15 protein-coding genes are annotated in these 15,942 nt (G+C 39.3%); 14 read left to right on the forward strand and 1 reads right to left on the reverse strand.

The window, feature by feature from the left end:
- The first annotated feature begins 71 nt into the window (after nucleotides 1-71).
- The 10 genes from lepA (at nucleotide 72) to deoC (ending at nucleotide 12,095) form a co-directional block, all read left to right on the forward strand.
- Entirely contained in the window at nucleotides 72-1,907 is a 1,836-nt protein-coding gene (lepA, locus tag ABES03_RS19660; protein ID WP_430119846.1) for a translation elongation factor 4, read from the forward strand.
- A gap of 78 nt (nucleotides 1,908-1,985) precedes the next feature.
- Nucleotides 1,986-3,125, forward strand: coding sequence for a radical SAM family heme chaperone HemW (gene hemW, locus ABES03_RS19665; protein WP_430119848.1), 1,140 nt, complete (start codon nucleotides 1,986-1,988; stop codon nucleotides 3,123-3,125).
- A gap of 115 nt (nucleotides 3,126-3,240) precedes the next feature.
- Entirely contained in the window at nucleotides 3,241-4,272 is a 1,032-nt protein-coding gene (gene hrcA, locus ABES03_RS19670) for a heat-inducible transcriptional repressor HrcA (protein ID WP_430119874.1), read from the forward strand.
- A gap of 104 nt (nucleotides 4,273-4,376) precedes the next feature.
- The gene (gene grpE / locus ABES03_RS19675) at nucleotides 4,377-4,967 is read left to right on the forward strand and encodes a nucleotide exchange factor GrpE (RefSeq protein ID WP_430119850.1); all 591 of its coding nucleotides are present in this window, start codon (nucleotides 4,377-4,379) and stop codon (nucleotides 4,965-4,967) included.
- Between the two features lie 32 nt (nucleotides 4,968-4,999).
- Nucleotides 5,000-6,826, forward strand: a complete 1,827-nt coding sequence (gene dnaK / locus ABES03_RS19680) for a molecular chaperone DnaK (protein WP_430119852.1) — start codon at nucleotides 5,000-5,002, stop codon at nucleotides 6,824-6,826.
- A 143-nt stretch (nucleotides 6,827-6,969) separates the two neighbouring features.
- The gene (gene dnaJ / locus ABES03_RS19685; protein WP_430119854.1) at nucleotides 6,970-8,100 is read left to right on the forward strand and encodes a molecular chaperone DnaJ; all 1,131 of its coding nucleotides are present in this window, start codon (nucleotides 6,970-6,972) and stop codon (nucleotides 8,098-8,100) included.
- A gap of 18 nt (nucleotides 8,101-8,118) precedes the next feature.
- Entirely contained in the window at nucleotides 8,119-9,060 is a 942-nt protein-coding gene (gene prmA / locus ABES03_RS19690) for a 50S ribosomal protein L11 methyltransferase (protein WP_430119856.1), read from the forward strand.
- Between the two features lie 107 nt (nucleotides 9,061-9,167).
- Nucleotides 9,168-9,917, forward strand: a complete 750-nt coding sequence (locus ABES03_RS19695; protein ID WP_430119858.1) for a 16S rRNA (uracil(1498)-N(3))-methyltransferase — start codon at nucleotides 9,168-9,170, stop codon at nucleotides 9,915-9,917.
- Between the two features lie 7 nt (nucleotides 9,918-9,924).
- Nucleotides 9,925-11,298, forward strand: coding sequence for a tRNA (N(6)-L-threonylcarbamoyladenosine(37)-C(2))-methylthiotransferase MtaB (mtaB, locus tag ABES03_RS19700; protein ID WP_430119860.1), 1,374 nt, complete (start codon nucleotides 9,925-9,927; stop codon nucleotides 11,296-11,298).
- A gap of 122 nt (nucleotides 11,299-11,420) precedes the next feature.
- The gene (gene deoC / locus ABES03_RS19705; RefSeq protein ID WP_430119862.1) at nucleotides 11,421-12,095 is read left to right on the forward strand and encodes a deoxyribose-phosphate aldolase; all 675 of its coding nucleotides are present in this window, start codon (nucleotides 11,421-11,423) and stop codon (nucleotides 12,093-12,095) included.
- Between the two features lie 35 nt (nucleotides 12,096-12,130).
- On the opposite strand, the gene ABES03_RS19710 is transcribed toward deoC, so the two are convergent.
- Nucleotides 12,131-13,069 carry a Na/Pi symporter gene (locus tag ABES03_RS19710; protein ID WP_430119864.1) on the reverse strand — a complete coding sequence of 313 codons (939 nt, stop codon included), beginning with the start codon at nucleotides 13,067-13,069 and terminating at the stop codon, nucleotides 12,131-12,133.
- 218 nt (nucleotides 13,070-13,287) lie between these two features.
- On the opposite strand from ABES03_RS19710, the gene rpsU reads away from it, so the two are divergent.
- The 4 genes from rpsU to floA all read left to right on the forward strand — a co-directional run bounded on the left by rpsU (nucleotide 13,288) and on the right by floA (nucleotide 15,698).
- The gene (rpsU, locus tag ABES03_RS19715; RefSeq protein ID WP_007087607.1) at nucleotides 13,288-13,461 is read left to right on the forward strand and encodes a 30S ribosomal protein S21; all 174 of its coding nucleotides are present in this window, start codon (nucleotides 13,288-13,290) and stop codon (nucleotides 13,459-13,461) included.
- 15 nt (nucleotides 13,462-13,476) lie between these two features.
- The gene (locus ABES03_RS19720; RefSeq protein WP_430119866.1) at nucleotides 13,477-13,920 is read left to right on the forward strand and encodes a GatB/YqeY domain-containing protein; all 444 of its coding nucleotides are present in this window, start codon (nucleotides 13,477-13,479) and stop codon (nucleotides 13,918-13,920) included.
- Nucleotides 13,921-14,052: 132 nt separating this feature from the next.
- Nucleotides 14,053-14,688: an NfeD family protein gene (locus ABES03_RS19725; RefSeq protein WP_430119868.1), complete on the forward strand. Its 636-nt coding sequence runs from the start codon at nucleotides 14,053-14,055 to the stop codon at nucleotides 14,686-14,688.
- 17 nt (nucleotides 14,689-14,705) lie between these two features.
- Nucleotides 14,706-15,698 (forward strand): flotillin-like protein FloA, encoded by a 993-nt coding sequence (gene floA, locus ABES03_RS19730; protein WP_430119870.1) that lies wholly within the window; start codon nucleotides 14,706-14,708, stop codon nucleotides 15,696-15,698.
- Nucleotides 15,699-15,942: the final 244 nt, after the last annotated feature.

The following is a 15,942-nucleotide window of genomic DNA, read 5'->3' on the forward strand; positions in this document are numbered from 1 at the left end:
TGAATCTCGAATGCTCTACTGATATAATCAAAAATAGTGTACATGTGCGAGTATAGTAGGAGTGAAAGACCATGAACAGAGAAGAAAAACTCAAACGACAATCAAAGATCAGAAATTTTTCCATTATTGCTCATATCGACCATGGAAAATCCACATTGGCTGATCGTATTTTGGAAAAAACAAATGCATTATCATCGCGTGAGATGAAAGACCAGCTTTTGGATTCAATGGATCTTGAAAGGGAACGCGGGATCACCATCAAGTTAAATGCTGTACAGTTAAAATATAAAGCGAAAGATGGAGAAGAGTATATTTTCCATTTAATTGATACACCAGGGCATGTCGATTTTACGTATGAGGTATCAAGGAGTCTTGCTGCTTGTGAAGGGGCTATATTAGTCGTCGACGCAGCACAAGGAATTGAAGCACAGACACTAGCAAACGTTTATCTTGCCTTGGATAACAACCTTGAAATCATGCCTGTTATTAATAAAATTGACTTACCGAGTGCCGAGCCAGAGAGAGTTCGGAATGAAATTGAAGAGGTTATCGGCTTAGATGCATCTGAGGCCGTTTTAGCTTCAGCAAAAGCTGGAATCGGAATAGAAGATATTCTTGAACAGGTGGTAAAAACAGTTCCAGCTCCAACAGGAGACCCGGAAGCGCCATTAAAAGCCCTGATTTTTGACTCTTTATATGACGCATATCGTGGCGTTGTTGCCTATATTCGTGTAGTAGAAGGGTCTGTTAAGGTCGGCGACAAGATTAAAATGATGGCAACAGGAAAAGAATTTGAAGTAAATGAAGTGGGAGTATTCACTCCAAAAGCAACGCAGCTTAACGAATTAACAGTTGGAGATGTTGGCTTTTTAACTGCATCTATTAAAAATGTCGGTGACACTCGTGTTGGTGATACCATTACAAATGCGAAAAATGGAACGACTGAAGCGCTTCCTGGTTACCGGAAATTAAACCCGATGGTATATTGCGGACTTTATCCGATTGATACAGCTAAGTTTAATGATCTTCGTGAAGCCCTTGAAAAGCTTCAATTGAATGATTCTGCTCTTCAATTTGAACCAGAAACGTCACAAGCGCTTGGTTTCGGTTTCCGTTGCGGATTCCTTGGACTTCTTCATATGGAAATCATCCAAGAACGAATTGAGCGTGAATTCAAAATTGATTTAATTACAACTGCACCGAGTGTTATCTACCATGTCTACATGACAGATGGTACTAAAGTAAATGTAGACAACCCTGCTAACATGCCTGAACCACAGAAAATTGACCGCGTAGAAGAGCCATATGTTAAAGCGACAATGATGGCTCCAAATGATTATGTTGGTGCAATCATGGAACTTTGTCAGTTAAAGCGCGGGAATTTTATTGATATGCAATACCAGGGCGAGAACCGGGTTGGTATCGTTTATGAAATACCGTTAGCGGAAATTGTCTATGATTTCTTCGATCAGTTGAAATCCAGCACAAGGGGCTACGCTTCTTTTGACTATGAGTTGATTGGTTATAAACCATCTAGTCTGGTTAAAATGGATATATTACTAAATGCAGAACAAGTCGATGCATTAAGTTTTATTGTTCATAAGGACTTTGCTTATGACCGTGGTAAGATTATTGTTGAAAAGTTGAAGGAATTGATTCCAAGACAACAATTTGAGGTTCCTATACAGGCTGCCATCGGTCAAAAAATTGTTGCTCGTTCTACGATTAAAGCGATGCGTAAAAACGTATTAGCAAAATGTTACGGGGGAGATATTTCCCGTAAACGTAAATTACTTGAAAAGCAAAAAGAAGGTAAAAAACGGATGAAACAAGTAGGGTCTGTTGAGGTACCGCAGGAAGCGTTTATGGCTGTACTAAAGATGGATGACACTAATACAAAAAAATAATAACTAATTGGAGGTTAGGACATGCCTGTAGCAGGCATTCTAGCCTCTTTTTGTTACTAGCATAAGGAAGTGTTAAAAATGATAAAAGCTGCCTATCTTCATATCCCTTTTTGTGAGCATATTTGTCATTATTGTGATTTTAATAAAGTTTTTCTAAAAGGGCAGCCAGTTGAGGACTATTTAAAAGCACTTGACCAAGAAATGAAAATTACTCTTGCAAAGTATCCAACCAATCAATTAGAAACCATTTTTGTTGGGGGAGGAACACCTACCTCATTAAATGAACAGCAGCTTTTTACATTTTGTGAGAGCATAAATAAAAATCTTCCTACAAGTAATGCTGTTGAATTTACTTTTGAAGCAAATCCAGGTGATTTATCCATCGAGAAATTACAAATATTAAAGGATGCAGGGGTAAACAGGATTAGCCTGGGCGTTCAAACCTTTAACGAAGAACTTTTGAAAAAAATCGGACGTGTCCATAAAGCTAAGGATGTCTATCAAACCATTGAGAGTGCTAAAAAAGTAGGTTTTGAAAATATCAGCATTGATCTAATCTTCAGCCTGCCGTCGCAGACAGTCGTTGACTTTAAAGAATCATTAACGGAAGCTTTTTCGCTTGATATCAATCATTACTCTGCTTATTCATTAATCATTGAACCAAAGACTGTTTTCTATAATTTATTAAAAAAAGGAAAGCTTCCAACCCCTGGGGAGGATATTGAAGCAAAAATGTATGAGATATTAATGGATGAAATGGAGAAACATGGATTCCATCAATATGAAATAAGTAATTTTTCTAAGCCTGGTTTTGAGAGTAAGCATAACTTGACGTATTGGAATAACGAATATTATTACGGGTTTGGCGCTGGTGCCCATAGCTATGTTGATGGGTATCGACGTTCGAATTCAGGACCATTAAAAAAATATATGGACCAAGTAAATAACGGATTGCTACCTGTTTTGGATGATCATCAAGTAACAAAAGCGGAACAAATGGAAGAAGAAATGTTCCTTGGATTGCGTAAAACAAAAGGAATCTCCATTTCTCATTTTATTGAGAAATTTGCTGAGGACCCCTTACAGATATTTAAAAAGGAAATTACTGAATTAATTAGTAAGGGATGGATAGAAGTGGAGAACGATAATATATATTTAACTAAAACGGGTCGTTTTTTAGGAAATGAGGTTTTCCAAGCCTTTTTGGGTGCGGTCTAGTCAATCTGTCACAAATATCGGCTTTCTTTTTAATTGACACCATCCCCCCTTTTTTGATAATTTATTAATATAATTAGCACTCGGTAACTATGAGTGCTAACAGAGGTGATGAATGTTGCTTACAGATCGTCAATTGTTGATTCTTCAGGTTATTGTTGATGACTTTATTCGATCTGCTCAACCAGTCGGCTCAAGAAGCTTGTCGAAAAAAGAGGAAATATCCTTTAGCTCAGCTACGATTCGCAATGAAATGGCCGACCTTGAAGAGTTGGGGTACATTGAAAAAACTCATACCTCCTCAGGAAGAGTTCCATCTGAAAAAGGTTATCGGTATTATGTCGATCATTTACTCTCGCCACAGGCACTAAATCAGCAAGATGTTTCCATTATTCAATCGATTTTTGCTGAAAAAATTTATGAATTTGAAAAAATTATTCAAAGGTCTGCAAAAATACTCTCTGAATTAACCAATTACACATCGATTGTGCTAGGACCAGCTGCAAGTATCAATAAACTGAAAAGAATTCAGATTATTCCTTTGAACAAGGAAACAGCGGTAGCGATCTTTGTAACAGATACAGGTCATGTTGAAAACAGAACTTTTTCCTTACCTGCCACTATTGATGCAGGTGACTTGGAAAAAACAGTGAATATCCTAAATGACCGTCTTGCTGGTGTTCCGCTTGAAGATTTGAACGACAAAATTTACAAAGAAGTTGCCATGTTGCTTAGGCAGCATATTCATAATTATGATTTGATGCTGCATACGGTAGCAGATTCACTAAAAATGCCAGTCGCTGAAAAACTTTTCTTTGGTGGAAAAACAAATATGTTAAGCCAGCCTGAATTTCATGATATAAGCAAAATCCGTAGTTTACTAACCATGATTGACCAAGAAGAGTGGATTTACAATTTGATTCGAAAAGATTCGGCTGGGATTCATGTCAAAATTGGAAGAGAAAATAATATCAGTGCTATGGATAATTGTAGTTTGATTACTGCTACATACTCTGCTGGAGTTGAAAAGTTAGGTACGATTGCCATTCTTGGTCCAACCCGAATGGAATATTCTCGTGTCATTGGCCTGCTTCAATTGTTAAGTAACGACTTAACGGCGGTTTTAACAAGGCTGTATCAAACCAAGTAGCACAGGCAATATTGAGTAAGGGTGAAATTCCTTATGTTTCACCCCCTTTTCTATGAGAAATAATTTGACTATAAATGGTAGATGCTTTAAGGGAGGTGAGTAAGTTGACAAATGAAAAAACTAATTCATTGAATGAAGAAGTAGAAATTGAGAGTGCTGACCAAGTTGAACTTACCGAGGAACAAGCGGTTTTAAATGAAGATCAAATTTCGGAGGAAACCGTGGTAGACCCTGGTGAGGAGTATTTAAAACAAATCCAAGTGCTTAAGGATAAGTTAGAGGAAGCAGATAATCGATATTTACGACTTCAAGCCGATTTTGATAATTTCCGCCGTCGCACTAGATTAGATTTAGAAGCGAGCGAAAAATATAGAGCACAAAAGCTTATTACCGATTTACTACCTGCATTAGACAACTTTGAAAGAGCGATGCAGATTGAGGCAGACAATGAACAAACGAAAGCATTACTTCAAGGGATGGACATGGTATACCGCAATTTAGTAGACGCCTTGAAAAAGGAAGGTGTAGAACCAATCGAAGCAGTGGGTAAAGAGTTTGACCCTCATCAGCACCAAGCAGTTATGCAAGGGGAAGATGAAAACTTTGGTTCTAACATTGTGACTGATGAATTTCAAAAAGGCTATTTGCTAAAGGATCGAGTGATCCGACCATCCATGGTAAAAGTAAATCAATAAAAACTACATATTATTTTTAGGAGGAAAAGGCAATGAGTAAAATAATTGGTATTGACCTTGGAACAACAAACTCTTGTGTGTCTGTACTTGAAGGCGGAGAGCCAAAAGTTATTCCTAACCCAGAAGGTAATCGCACAACTCCATCTGTTATTGCGTTTAAAAATGGCGAGCGTCAGGTTGGGGAAGTAGCAAAGCGTCAAGCCATCACAAACCCAAATACAATCATGTCCATTAAACGTCATATGGGCACGAACTATAAAGTCGGAATTGAAGGCAAGGATTATACGCCACAAGAACTTTCAGCTATCATTCTTCAATATTTAAAATCTTATGCTGAAGATTATCTTGGCGAACCTGTTACAAAGGCAGTTATTACAGTACCAGCTTATTTTAACGATGCGGAGCGTCAAGCAACAAAGGATGCCGGAAGAATTGCTGGTCTTGAAGTAGAGCGTATTATCAATGAGCCAACAGCAGCTGCACTTGCCTATGGTTTGGATAAAACGGACCAAGATCAGACTATTTTAGTTTACGACCTTGGTGGCGGTACATTCGACGTTTCAATCCTTGAATTAGGTGACGGCGTTTTCGAAGTAAAATCAACGGCAGGTGATAATCGTCTTGGTGGAGATGACTTTGACCAAGTCATTATTGATTACCTTGTTGACCAGTTTAAAAAAGAAAATGGCATTGACCTTTCACAAGATAAAATGGCATTACAGCGTTTAAAAGATGCGGCTGAAAAAGCGAAAAAAGATCTTTCAGGTGTAACATCCACACAAATTTCTTTACCGTTTATCACAGCTGGGGCTGCTGGTCCACTTCACCTTGAAGTGACTATGTCAAGAGCGAAATTTGATGAATTATCCGCTCCTCTTGTTGAACGGACAATGGGTCCTACTCGTCAAGCATTAAGCGATGCAGGATTAACCGCTGCTCAAATTGATAAGGTAATCCTTGTTGGTGGTTCAACACGTATTCCAGCTGTCCAAGAAGCAATTAAAAAGGCTACAGGACAAGAGCCTCATCGTGGAGTGAACCCAGATGAAGTAGTAGCGATGGGTGCTGCTATTCAAGGTGGAGTTATTACGGGTGATGTAAAAGACGTAGTATTACTTGACGTAACCCCACTTTCACTAGGTATTGAAACAATGGGTGGTGTATTCACTAAGTTAATCGATCGTAATACAACGATTCCAACATCTAAATCTCAAGTATTCTCGACTGCTGCGGATAACCAAACAGCTGTTGATATCCATGTCCTTCAAGGGGAACGTCCAATGGCAGCGAACAACAAAACGCTTGGTCGATTCCAGTTATCGGATATCCCACCAGCGCCACGTGGCATTCCACAAATCGAGGTTACTTTCGATATTGATAAAAACGGTATTGTAAATGTTCGTGCGAAAGATCTTGGTACAAATAAAGAACAGCAAATTACGATTAAATCATCTACAGGACTTTCTGATGACGAAATCCAAAAAATGGTTAGAGAAGCGGAAGAAAACGCAGAAGCAGATAAGCAGCGTAAGGAAGAAGTCGAGCTGCGTAATGAAGCAGATCAGTTAGTATTCCAAACTGAAAAAACATTAAAAGATCTTGAAGGTAAGGTAGACGCTGCTGAAGTTGCCAAAGCAAACGAAGCTAAGGATGAATTAAAGCAAGCGATCGAGAAAAATGACTTAAATGAAATTCGTTCTAAGAAGGATGCACTTCAAGAAATCGTTCAAGCCTTAACTGTGAAGCTTTATGAGCAAGCGGCACAAGCTCAACAACAAGCGGGCCCAGAAGCAGGTAATGCTGGTGGCAAAGACGATGTAGTCGATGCGGAATTCGAAGAAGTAAAAGACGATAAATAATTCAGTATTGTTACAAAAGAAAAAGTCAAAGTCAGTCTATGGGCTTTGGCTTTTTCTCTGTACTAAAGAAAAGTATTTTATTGCAATCTACATCTTATGGGTGATAGAATAATCTTTATGTGAAAGATTCGGGAGTGGTAATCATGAGTAAACGGGATTACTATGAAGTGCTTGGTGTTAGTAAGAGTGCTTCTAAGGATGAGATAAAAAAAGCGTATCGTAAGCTCTCTAAACAATATCATCCTGATATTAATAAAGAGGCTGATGCGGCAGATAAGTTTAAGGAAATTGCGGAAGCATATGAAGTATTAAGCGATGATCAAAAAAAGGCGCATTATGATCAATTCGGTCATACGGATCCGAACCAAGGCTTTGGTGGTGGTGCCGGTTTTGACGGCGGCTTTGGTGGGTTTGAGGATATCTTTAATACTTTCTTCGGCGGGGGCGGCGGTTCAAGAAGACGTGACCCAAATGCGCCAAGACAAGGTGCTGATCTGCAGTATACAATGACAGTTTCCTTTGAAGAAGCTGCATTTGGAAAAGAAACCGATATTGAAATTCCACGGGAAGAAACATGTGAAACATGTAGTGGATCAGGAGCTAAACCTGGTACAAATCCAGAGACATGTCAGCACTGCCATGGATCAGGTCAATTAAATGTGGAACAAAACACTCCATTTGGTAGGATTGTGAATCGTCGTACATGTCATTATTGTAATGGTACCGGAAAAGAAATCAAACACAAGTGTTCAACTTGCGGCGGTACAGGTAAAGTGAAGAAACGCAAGAAAATTCACGTCAAAATCCCTGCTGGTATAGATGATGGTCAGCAGCTTCGTGTATCTGGCCAAGGGGAAGCGGGAATGAATGGGGGACCAGCTGGAGACCTATATGTAGTATTCCATGTCCGTCCACATGAGTTTTTTGAAAGAGATGGCGATGATATTTACTGTGAAATGCCAATCACTTTTGTTCAAGCATCTCTAGGTGATGAGATTGAAGTACCTACCCTTCATGGGAAAGTCAAACTGAAGGTTCCTGCTGGTACACAAACAGGTAAAAAATTCCGTCTTAAGGGTAAAGGTGTTCCAAATGTCCGTGGCTATGGTGTAGGCGATCAGTACATTATCGTGCGTATTATCACCCCCACTAAGCTATCAGACAAACAAAAGCAGCTTCTTAAAGAATTTGCGGAGCTTAGCGGCACTTCACCAATTGGTGAACACGAAGAAAGCTTCTTCTCAAAAGTAAAACGTGCATTTAAAAGCGAGTAAGGATTGGAGTTGGTAGATGTGAAATGGTCTGAAATCAGTATTCACACAACAAATGAGGCGATTGAACCTATTTCTCATATTCTGCATGAAGCTGGGGCTAGCGGTGTAGTCATTGAGGATCCATTTGAGTTGACGAAAGAAAGGGAAGATCAATTCGGAGAAATCTACCAACTAAATCCCGATGATTATCCTGAAGAAGGGGTTATCGTCAAAGCTTATTTACCAGTTAACAGCTTCCTTGGTGAAACCGTTGACGCCATTAAAGAATCGATCAATAACTTAATTATTTATAATATTGATATCGGCTTAAACAAAGTAACTATTAGTGAAGTGAATGAAGAAGAATGGGCAACAGCTTGGAAGAAGTATTATAACCCTGTAAAAATATCCGAAAAATTTACGATCGTTCCTACATGGGAGGAATATACTCCAGTCAGCAGTGATGAATTAATTATTGAACTGGATCCGGGTATGGCTTTTGGAACTGGTACACATCCAACTACTGTGATGTGTATTCAAGCTCTAGAAAGAACCGTTAAGCCTGGAGACCGAGTAATTGATGTAGGGACAGGATCTGGTGTATTGAGCATAGCAGCGGCCATGCTTGGTGCAGAAGATGTTAGGGCCTTCGATCTAGATGAAGTGGCTGTTACGCAGGCAAGGCTTAATATTAAGCTAAATAAAGTGCACCCTTCAGTTTCTATTTCCCAAAATAACCTGCTGGACAATGTGGAGGAAAACTCAGCAGATGTTATTGTTGCCAATATCTTAGCTGAAGTTATTTTACGGTTTACTGATGATGCAGCCCGTGTAATTAAGCCGGGTGGTGCATTTATTACATCAGGCATTATTAAACAGAAAAAAGATCAAGTAAAAGAGGCATTAGTGAACTCAGGATTTGAAATTTTAGAAACAATCTTAATGGAAGACTGGGTTGCTATTATTGCAAAGAGGGTATAATGATGGAAAAAAGGGGTGTTTGTTCCCCTTTTTTTTATTTCTGCCTTTTAATTTAATCTCTTCTTTAGTAAAATAAAGAGTAAAATGTTTTAGAGAGGGTGCATTGTGTGCAACGTTACTTTGTTAAACAACGAGCAAATGATGATCGTTTTTTAATTGATGAGGAAGACCGTCATCATATCGTAAAGGTTATGCGCATGCAAATAGACGATCAAATCATTTGTGTTGATCCTGAAGGGAAACAGGCTGTTTGCAGGCTTGCAGAAATTACCGATGAAAGAGTCGTTGCAGACGTTGTACAATGGAAGGAAGAGTCTCCTGAACTACCAATAACAATTACGATTGCTAGTGGTCTGCCCAAGGGAGACAAGCTTGAATGGATTATTCAAAAGGGTACTGAATTAGGGGCACATCAGTTCCTCCCCTTTTCTGCTGCTCGTTCAGTGGTGAAGTGGGATGAAAAAAAAGCAGCGAAAAAAATAGAACGATGGCAGAAAATTGCCAAAGAAGCTGCTGAACAATCCCATCGTGCGGTAATGCCAGAAATTATTAGCCCGATGACATTTAAAGCTTTATTGGGAAAAAGTAAGGAATACCAATATAAATTGGCTGCCTTTGAAGAAGAAAGTAGAAGAGGGGAGGCGTCTCTTTTTGCTTCTACTTTGAAGCAAATGAAAAAAGGGGAGTCCCTTCTTATCGTTTTCGGACCAGAAGGCGGTTTAGCAGATGAAGAAGTAGAGTTATTAAAGGGCCATGGGTTTGAACTTTGCGGATTAGGCCCACGTATTTTAAGAACGGAAACAGCTCCGCTGTATACACTGGCGGCTATTTCCTATCATTTTGAATTATTGAGGTGAGGTTCCAATGGCAACAGTCGCGTTTCATACACTTGGATGCAAAGTGAACCACTATGAAACTGAAGCAATTTGGCAGTTGTTTAAACAAGAAGGCTACGAGAGAGTGGATTTTGAATCCATTTCCGACGTATATATTATTAATACATGTACAGTAACCAATACAGGCGATAAGAAAAGTCGTCAGGTGATTCGTCGTGCTGTAAGAAAGAATCCTGATGCAGTTATTTGTGTAACAGGTTGTTATGCTCAAACATCGCCTGCAGAAATTATGGCAATTCCAGGTGTTGATATTGTTGTAGGTACACAGGACCGTGTTAAAATGCTTGAATATATTGAGCAATATAAAGCAGAACGCCAACCTATTAATGGTGTAGGGAATATTATGAAGAATCGTGTGTATGAAGAGCTAGATGTTCCTGCTTTTACTGATCGAACACGCGCGTCATTAAAGATACAAGAAGGCTGTAATAATTTCTGTACCTTCTGTATTATTCCATGGGCAAGAGGGTTGATGAGATCACGCGATCCAAAAGAAGTAATTCGTCAAGCGCAGCAGTTAGTGGATGCTGGGTATAAAGAAATTGTGTTAACAGGTATTCATACTGGCGGTTACGGAGAAGACATGAAGGATTATAACCTTGCTATGCTGCTTCGTGATTTAGAGGCTCAAGTTAAAGGGATCGAGCGTCTTCGTATTTCTTCAATCGAAGCGAGCCAGATTACGGATGAAGTGATTGAAGTCATTAAACATTCAAATATCGTCGTCCGTCATTTACACATTCCATTGCAATCCGGTTCTAATTCTGTCTTAAAAAGAATGCGACGTAAATATACAATGGAGTTCTTTGGAGAAAGACTGGAGCGACTAAAAGAAGTGCTTCCAGGGCTTGCTGTTACTTCAGATGTAATTGTTGGATTCCCTGGTGAAACAGAAGAAGAATTTATGGAAACATTTAATTTTATTAAAGATAATAAATTCTCAGAGTTACACGTATTCCCTTATTCTAAACGTACAGGAACACCAGCTGCACGGATGGAAGACCAAGTAGATGACGAAGTAAAGAATGAGCGGGTTCACCGTTTGATTTCCCTTTCTGATCAGCTGGCTAAGGAATATGCCTCACAGTTTGAGGGCGAAGTATTAGAAGTCATTCCAGAAGAGGAATACAAAGAAGAAGGAATTACAGGTATGTTTGTTGGTTATACCGATAATTACTTAAAAGTAGTATTCCCTGCTACTGAAGATATGGTTGGTAAAATTGTAAAAGTAAAAATTACTAAAGCTGGTTACCCGTACAATGAGGGACAATTTGTCCGAGTAATTGAAGATACGGCATTAGTGAAGGAAGAAGTTTTTACTAAAGAAGAAGCTGCTATTTAAGGACCCATTTGGGTTCTTTTTTTTATTTTGAGTAGGGCATACTACATTTAGCAGCAAAAATTTCTTTCTGAACCACGTAAGAGTGTTTTCATTTCTAAGTGAAATCGGAGGGAATATAGCATATGGCTACGACAAATGTTGCTGCAATGATTGACCACACTTTGCTAAAACCAGAAGCGACGAAAGAACAAATAGAGAAATTGTGCCAAGAGGCGTTAGAAAATAAATTCTTTTCCGTATGTGTAAATCCAGTGTGGGTCCGTACATCTAAGGAATTAGTAAAAAACAGTGGAGTAAAAGTCTGTACTGTTATTGGATTCCCACTAGGGGCATCAACATCAGAAACCAAGGCATTTGAAACTAGAAATGCGATTGAAAATGGTGCAGATGAAGTAGATATGGTAATCAATATTGGTGCACTTAAGAACCAAAACGATACCTTGGTAGAAAGTGATATCAGGGCCGTTGTCGAAGCAGCAAAAGGCAAGGCGTTAACTAAAGTGATTATTGAAACAAGTCTCCTAACGAAGGAAGAAAAAATTCGCGCCTGTGAGCTATCAGTTAAAGCTGGTGCAGATTATGTTAAAACCTCTACCGGATTCTCAACGGGTGGTGCAACGTTTGAAGACATTGCCCTTATGAGAAAAACGGTAGGGCCTGGGATTGGAGTCAAGGCATCCGGTGGTGTAAGAAGCACAGAGGATGCACAAAAAATGATTGAAGCAGGCGCAACTAGAATTGGTGCAAGTTCGAGTGTCGATATTATTAACGGACTCACTGTTACCTCAGCATACTAAAAAGACGGCTTATCGGCCGTCTTTTCTTCGTGGCACTATACAGTTTGTTTAGGCTGACGATCATGAAAATATAAGATCATTTTTCCGAATTTTTCAGCAAAAGGTAAGACAAGTAAGGATGTAGCAATATTAAAAATTACGCTAATATGGGCTAGCTGAACTTCGATACGGTTTGCCAGCATATTAGCATGTTCATGGAGGAAAGGAATCAGAGGAATAAACAATAAGACCCCGAAAACATTTAGCCAAACATGGGCAAATGCAGCTAATCTGGATTGTTTCCCCCCTCCAATTGAGGCAATTACTGCTGTGATGCAGGTCCCGATATTTGCTCCAAGCACGATAGCGATTCCAGCATCGAGCTGCAGGAGACCAGCTGTTAAAAAGCCCATTGCTATCCCGGTCATCGCAGTGCTTGATTGGATGATCGCGGTTATTATGGTACCAGTAATTAGACTGAAAAGAATATTATCATTTATGGTTAGGATAAATTTATTAATGAAGCTCATCGAAGTTAATGGTTGGGCTAGCAATTCAAATCCCTTCATGGCTGTAAAAACAGAGGCAATCCCAAATAGGAGCATGCCCATACTTCTAGCTTTTTTATGTTTAAATAAAATAAGAACTGCTCCAATAATCGCTAATGGAACAAGAGCTACATCAATATTGAATGTTATCAATTCAGTCTTAAAGGTAGTTCCAATATTAGTTCCAAGAATAATTCCAATCGATTGAGGAAAGGTCATTATTCTTGCGGAAATCAATCCGATGGTAATAACCATTACAGCAGAGCTACTCTGCAAAAGGGCAGTGATAAAAGTTCCTGTCAGCATTCCTTTTAATGGTGTGCTTGTTAGCTTGATTAGCCACGTTTTTAATTTATTTGCTGATAAGTTGAATAAGCCAAATCGTATAATTGTCATTCCGAAAATAAATATTAATATACAAAGAACAAATAAAAATATGTAAAGCATGTCTTATGCCCCCTTCCCCTTCATTGTATGGTCATGGGAAGAGGGACATGCCACTTTTCATGGAAAATAGAGACAAGTATTAGCAATAATCCTAAAAAATTTAAAAAGCTTGTTTTATCCTAGCGAAATTCAGTTGACCTTGTTTCAAGGTTATATTATAATTGCAAGGTACATGGATTGAATGTGAGTGTGTTGTGTTTCGGAGGGAGGGAAAGAGAATGTCTAAAACCGTCGTTCGTAAAAACGAATCGCTTGAAGATGCTCTTCGTCGCTTCAAACGTACAGTATCAAAAACTGGTACTTTGCAAGAGGCAAGAAAGCGCGAATTTTATGAAAAGCCAAGTGTTAAACGTAAGAAAAAGTCTGAAGCAGCTAGAAAACGTAAGTTTTAAGAGAGGGTGTAATACATGAGTCTTCTCGAGCGTTTAAATAATGATATGAAACAAGCGATGAAAAACAAGGAAAAAGACAAACTCTCAGTCATTCGGATGGTTAAAGCTTCGTTGCAAAATGAAGCGATTAAGCTTGGAACAGAGCTTACCGAAGATGCAGAGTTAACAGTCCTTTCTCGCGAATTAAAACAACGCAAAGACTCCCTCCATGAATTTGATAAGGCTGGTCGTGAAGATCTAGTTGAGAAATTGCGTACAGAGTTGGCGGTTGTCGAACTGTATTTACCGAAGCAGCTTTCAGAAGAAGAGCTGTCTGAAATTGTAACAGAAACGATTTCAGAAGTCGGTGCAAAATCAAAAGCGGAAATGGGAAAAGTGATGGCTGCTATTATGCCTAAAGTTAAAGGTAAAGCAGACGGATCGCTTGTAAATAAACTTGTACAACAACACCTTTCATAGTATTCTGACATAAAGATCGATGGCGTTCTGCTATCGGTCTTTTTACATATGTTCGAAAAGATTTTATGAAACTTTTTACATGTTAAAACGTAATAAGTAGAGTCAGGATGAAAGGGAGAGAGGGGGATATGGATGATTGCATTTCTTACTGACCCGATTGTTGTAACGATTCTGTTAACGATTGCTGGAGTCGGAATCGTCTTAGAGCTATTTTCACATAAATTTGGTATCGCTGGTTTCATTGGGGTAGCTGCATTATTGCTATTCTTTTATGGGCATTTTCAAGCAGGGCTGGCTGGATACGGGACATTAACCCTATTTGTAGCAGGAATCCTTCTCATCTTCTTAGAGTTCTTTCTACCAGGAGCTGTTTCAGGTACGCTTGGAGTTGCTGCGTTAATTTTAAGCCTCTTTTTAGCGGGGGAAGATACCCTCCAAATAGGAGTCTCTATTTTAATTGCCTTGTTCGTTTCTATTATTGTGTTTTTTATCATGATAAAGGTACTTAACAAAAAGCTTGTTCTCTTTAATAAAATGGTTCTGTTTGATACTGCTAGGAAAGAAGATGGTTATGTTTCTAACGTGAATCGTACAGACCTGTTAGGAATGGAGGGGAAAGCATTGACCATCCTTCGACCAGCAGGGACTGTTATCATTAAGAATGAGAGAATAGATGTCGTAAGTGAAGGCGGTTTCATCGAGCAAAATTCGAAAGTAACTGTAATTAAAGTGGAAGGTGCTCGTATTGTTGTAAGAGAAGTAAAATAAAAAGAGGGGGCTTAATCATGGATGTTGGAAGTGGAACGATTTTTATTATTGCAGTTGTCATTATTGCACTTATCTTTTTAGGGATATTATTATCATTTGTCCCTGTTATGCTGTGGATTTCAGCACTGGCTGCAGGTGTTCGAATCAGTATTTTTACATTAGTTGGCATGAGGCTTAGAAGGGTAACCCCAAGTAGGGTCGTTAACCCACTAATTAAAGCACATAAAGCAGGACTGAATGTTACAACTAATCAGCTGGAAAGTCATTACCTTGCTGGAGGAAATGTGGATCGGGTCGTTAATGCTCTTATAGCTGCACATAGGGCAAATATAGAATTATCATTTGAGCGTTGTGCAGCAATCGATCTTGCTGGTCGTGATGTGCTAGAGGCAGTGCAAATGAGTGTTAACCCTAAAGTCATTGAAACACCATTTATAGCAGGTGTTGCGATGAATGGTATTGAGGTTAAGGCGAAGGCTAGAATCACTGTTCGTGCCAATATTGAGCGTCTAGTCGGTGGGGCAGGGGAAGAAACCGTTGTTGCTCGTGTTGGTGAAGGGGTTGTCTCTACAATTGGTTCATCAGATAGTCACAGTAAGGTACTTGAGAACCCTGATCTTATTTCACAAACGGTCCTTTCCAAAGGACTGGATGCAGGCACAGCGTTTGAAATCTTATCGATTGATATTGCTGACGTAGATATCGGTAAAAATATAGGTGCTGAACTTCAAACAGAACAGGCGGAAGCCGATAAGAAGATTGCACAAGCGAAAGCAGAAGAACGCCGAGCAATGGCAGTAGCTCAAGAACAAGAAATGAAAGCCAAGGTTCAGGAAATGAGAGCTAAAGTAGTGGAAGCCGAAGCAGAAGTTCCGCTTGCAATGGCAGAAGCACTTAAGTCAGGTAATATCGGCGTGATGGATTATATGAACATAAAAAATATTTCAGCTGATACAGATATGAGAGGATCCATAGGAAAAATATCAGGTGATAAAAAAGACGGCCAATAACCCACTTTTAATTAACGGCTACGTTAAAGAATTATGTTGATTTAACACAACTGTTGATTGGAGCGGAAGGGGCGAAGACTCCTGTGGGAGTACGGTTCAGGGGAGACCCCGCAGGCGTAAGCGCCGAGGAGGCTCGCCGAAACGCCCACGGAAAGCGAAGCGCCTGGAGCGGAAATCAACAGCCATTTTAACAAAGCCCAATTAAAAAAGGAGGGTAGGATTTGGAAACGATACTATTCTTGAT

Source organism: Neobacillus rhizosphaerae (assembly GCF_050477885.1).
Classification (GTDB): Bacteria; Bacillota; Bacilli; order Bacillales; family Cytobacillaceae; genus Neobacillus; species Neobacillus rhizosphaerae_A.

Excerpts from the sequence above, each read along its gene's own strand:
- lepA (WP_430119846.1), top strand. The coding sequence starts at position 72 with ATGAACAGAGAAGAAAAACTCAAACGACAATCAAAGATCAGAAATTTT.
- hemW (WP_430119848.1), top strand. The coding sequence starts at position 1,986 with ATGATAAAAGCTGCCTATCTTCATATCCCTTTTTGTGAGCATATTTGT.
- dnaK (WP_430119852.1), top strand. The coding sequence starts at position 5,000 with ATGAGTAAAATAATTGGTATTGACCTTGGAACAACAAACTCTTGTGTG.
- dnaJ (WP_430119854.1), top strand. The coding sequence starts at position 6,970 with ATGAGTAAACGGGATTACTATGAAGTGCTTGGTGTTAGTAAGAGTGCT.
- mtaB (WP_430119860.1), top strand. The coding sequence starts at position 9,925 with ATGGCAACAGTCGCGTTTCATACACTTGGATGCAAAGTGAACCACTAT.
- deoC (WP_430119862.1), top strand. The coding sequence starts at position 11,421 with ATGGCTACGACAAATGTTGCTGCAATGATTGACCACACTTTGCTAAAA.
- ABES03_RS19710 (WP_430119864.1), bottom strand. The coding sequence starts at position 13,069 with ATGCTTTACATATTTTTATTTGTTCTTTGTATATTAATATTTATTTTC.
- rpsU (WP_007087607.1), top strand. The coding sequence starts at position 13,288 with ATGTCTAAAACCGTCGTTCGTAAAAACGAATCGCTTGAAGATGCTCTT.
- ABES03_RS19720 (WP_430119866.1), top strand. The coding sequence starts at position 13,477 with ATGAGTCTTCTCGAGCGTTTAAATAATGATATGAAACAAGCGATGAAA.
- ABES03_RS19725 (WP_430119868.1), top strand. The coding sequence starts at position 14,053 with ATGATTGCATTTCTTACTGACCCGATTGTTGTAACGATTCTGTTAACG.
- floA (WP_430119870.1), top strand. The coding sequence starts at position 14,706 with ATGGATGTTGGAAGTGGAACGATTTTTATTATTGCAGTTGTCATTATT.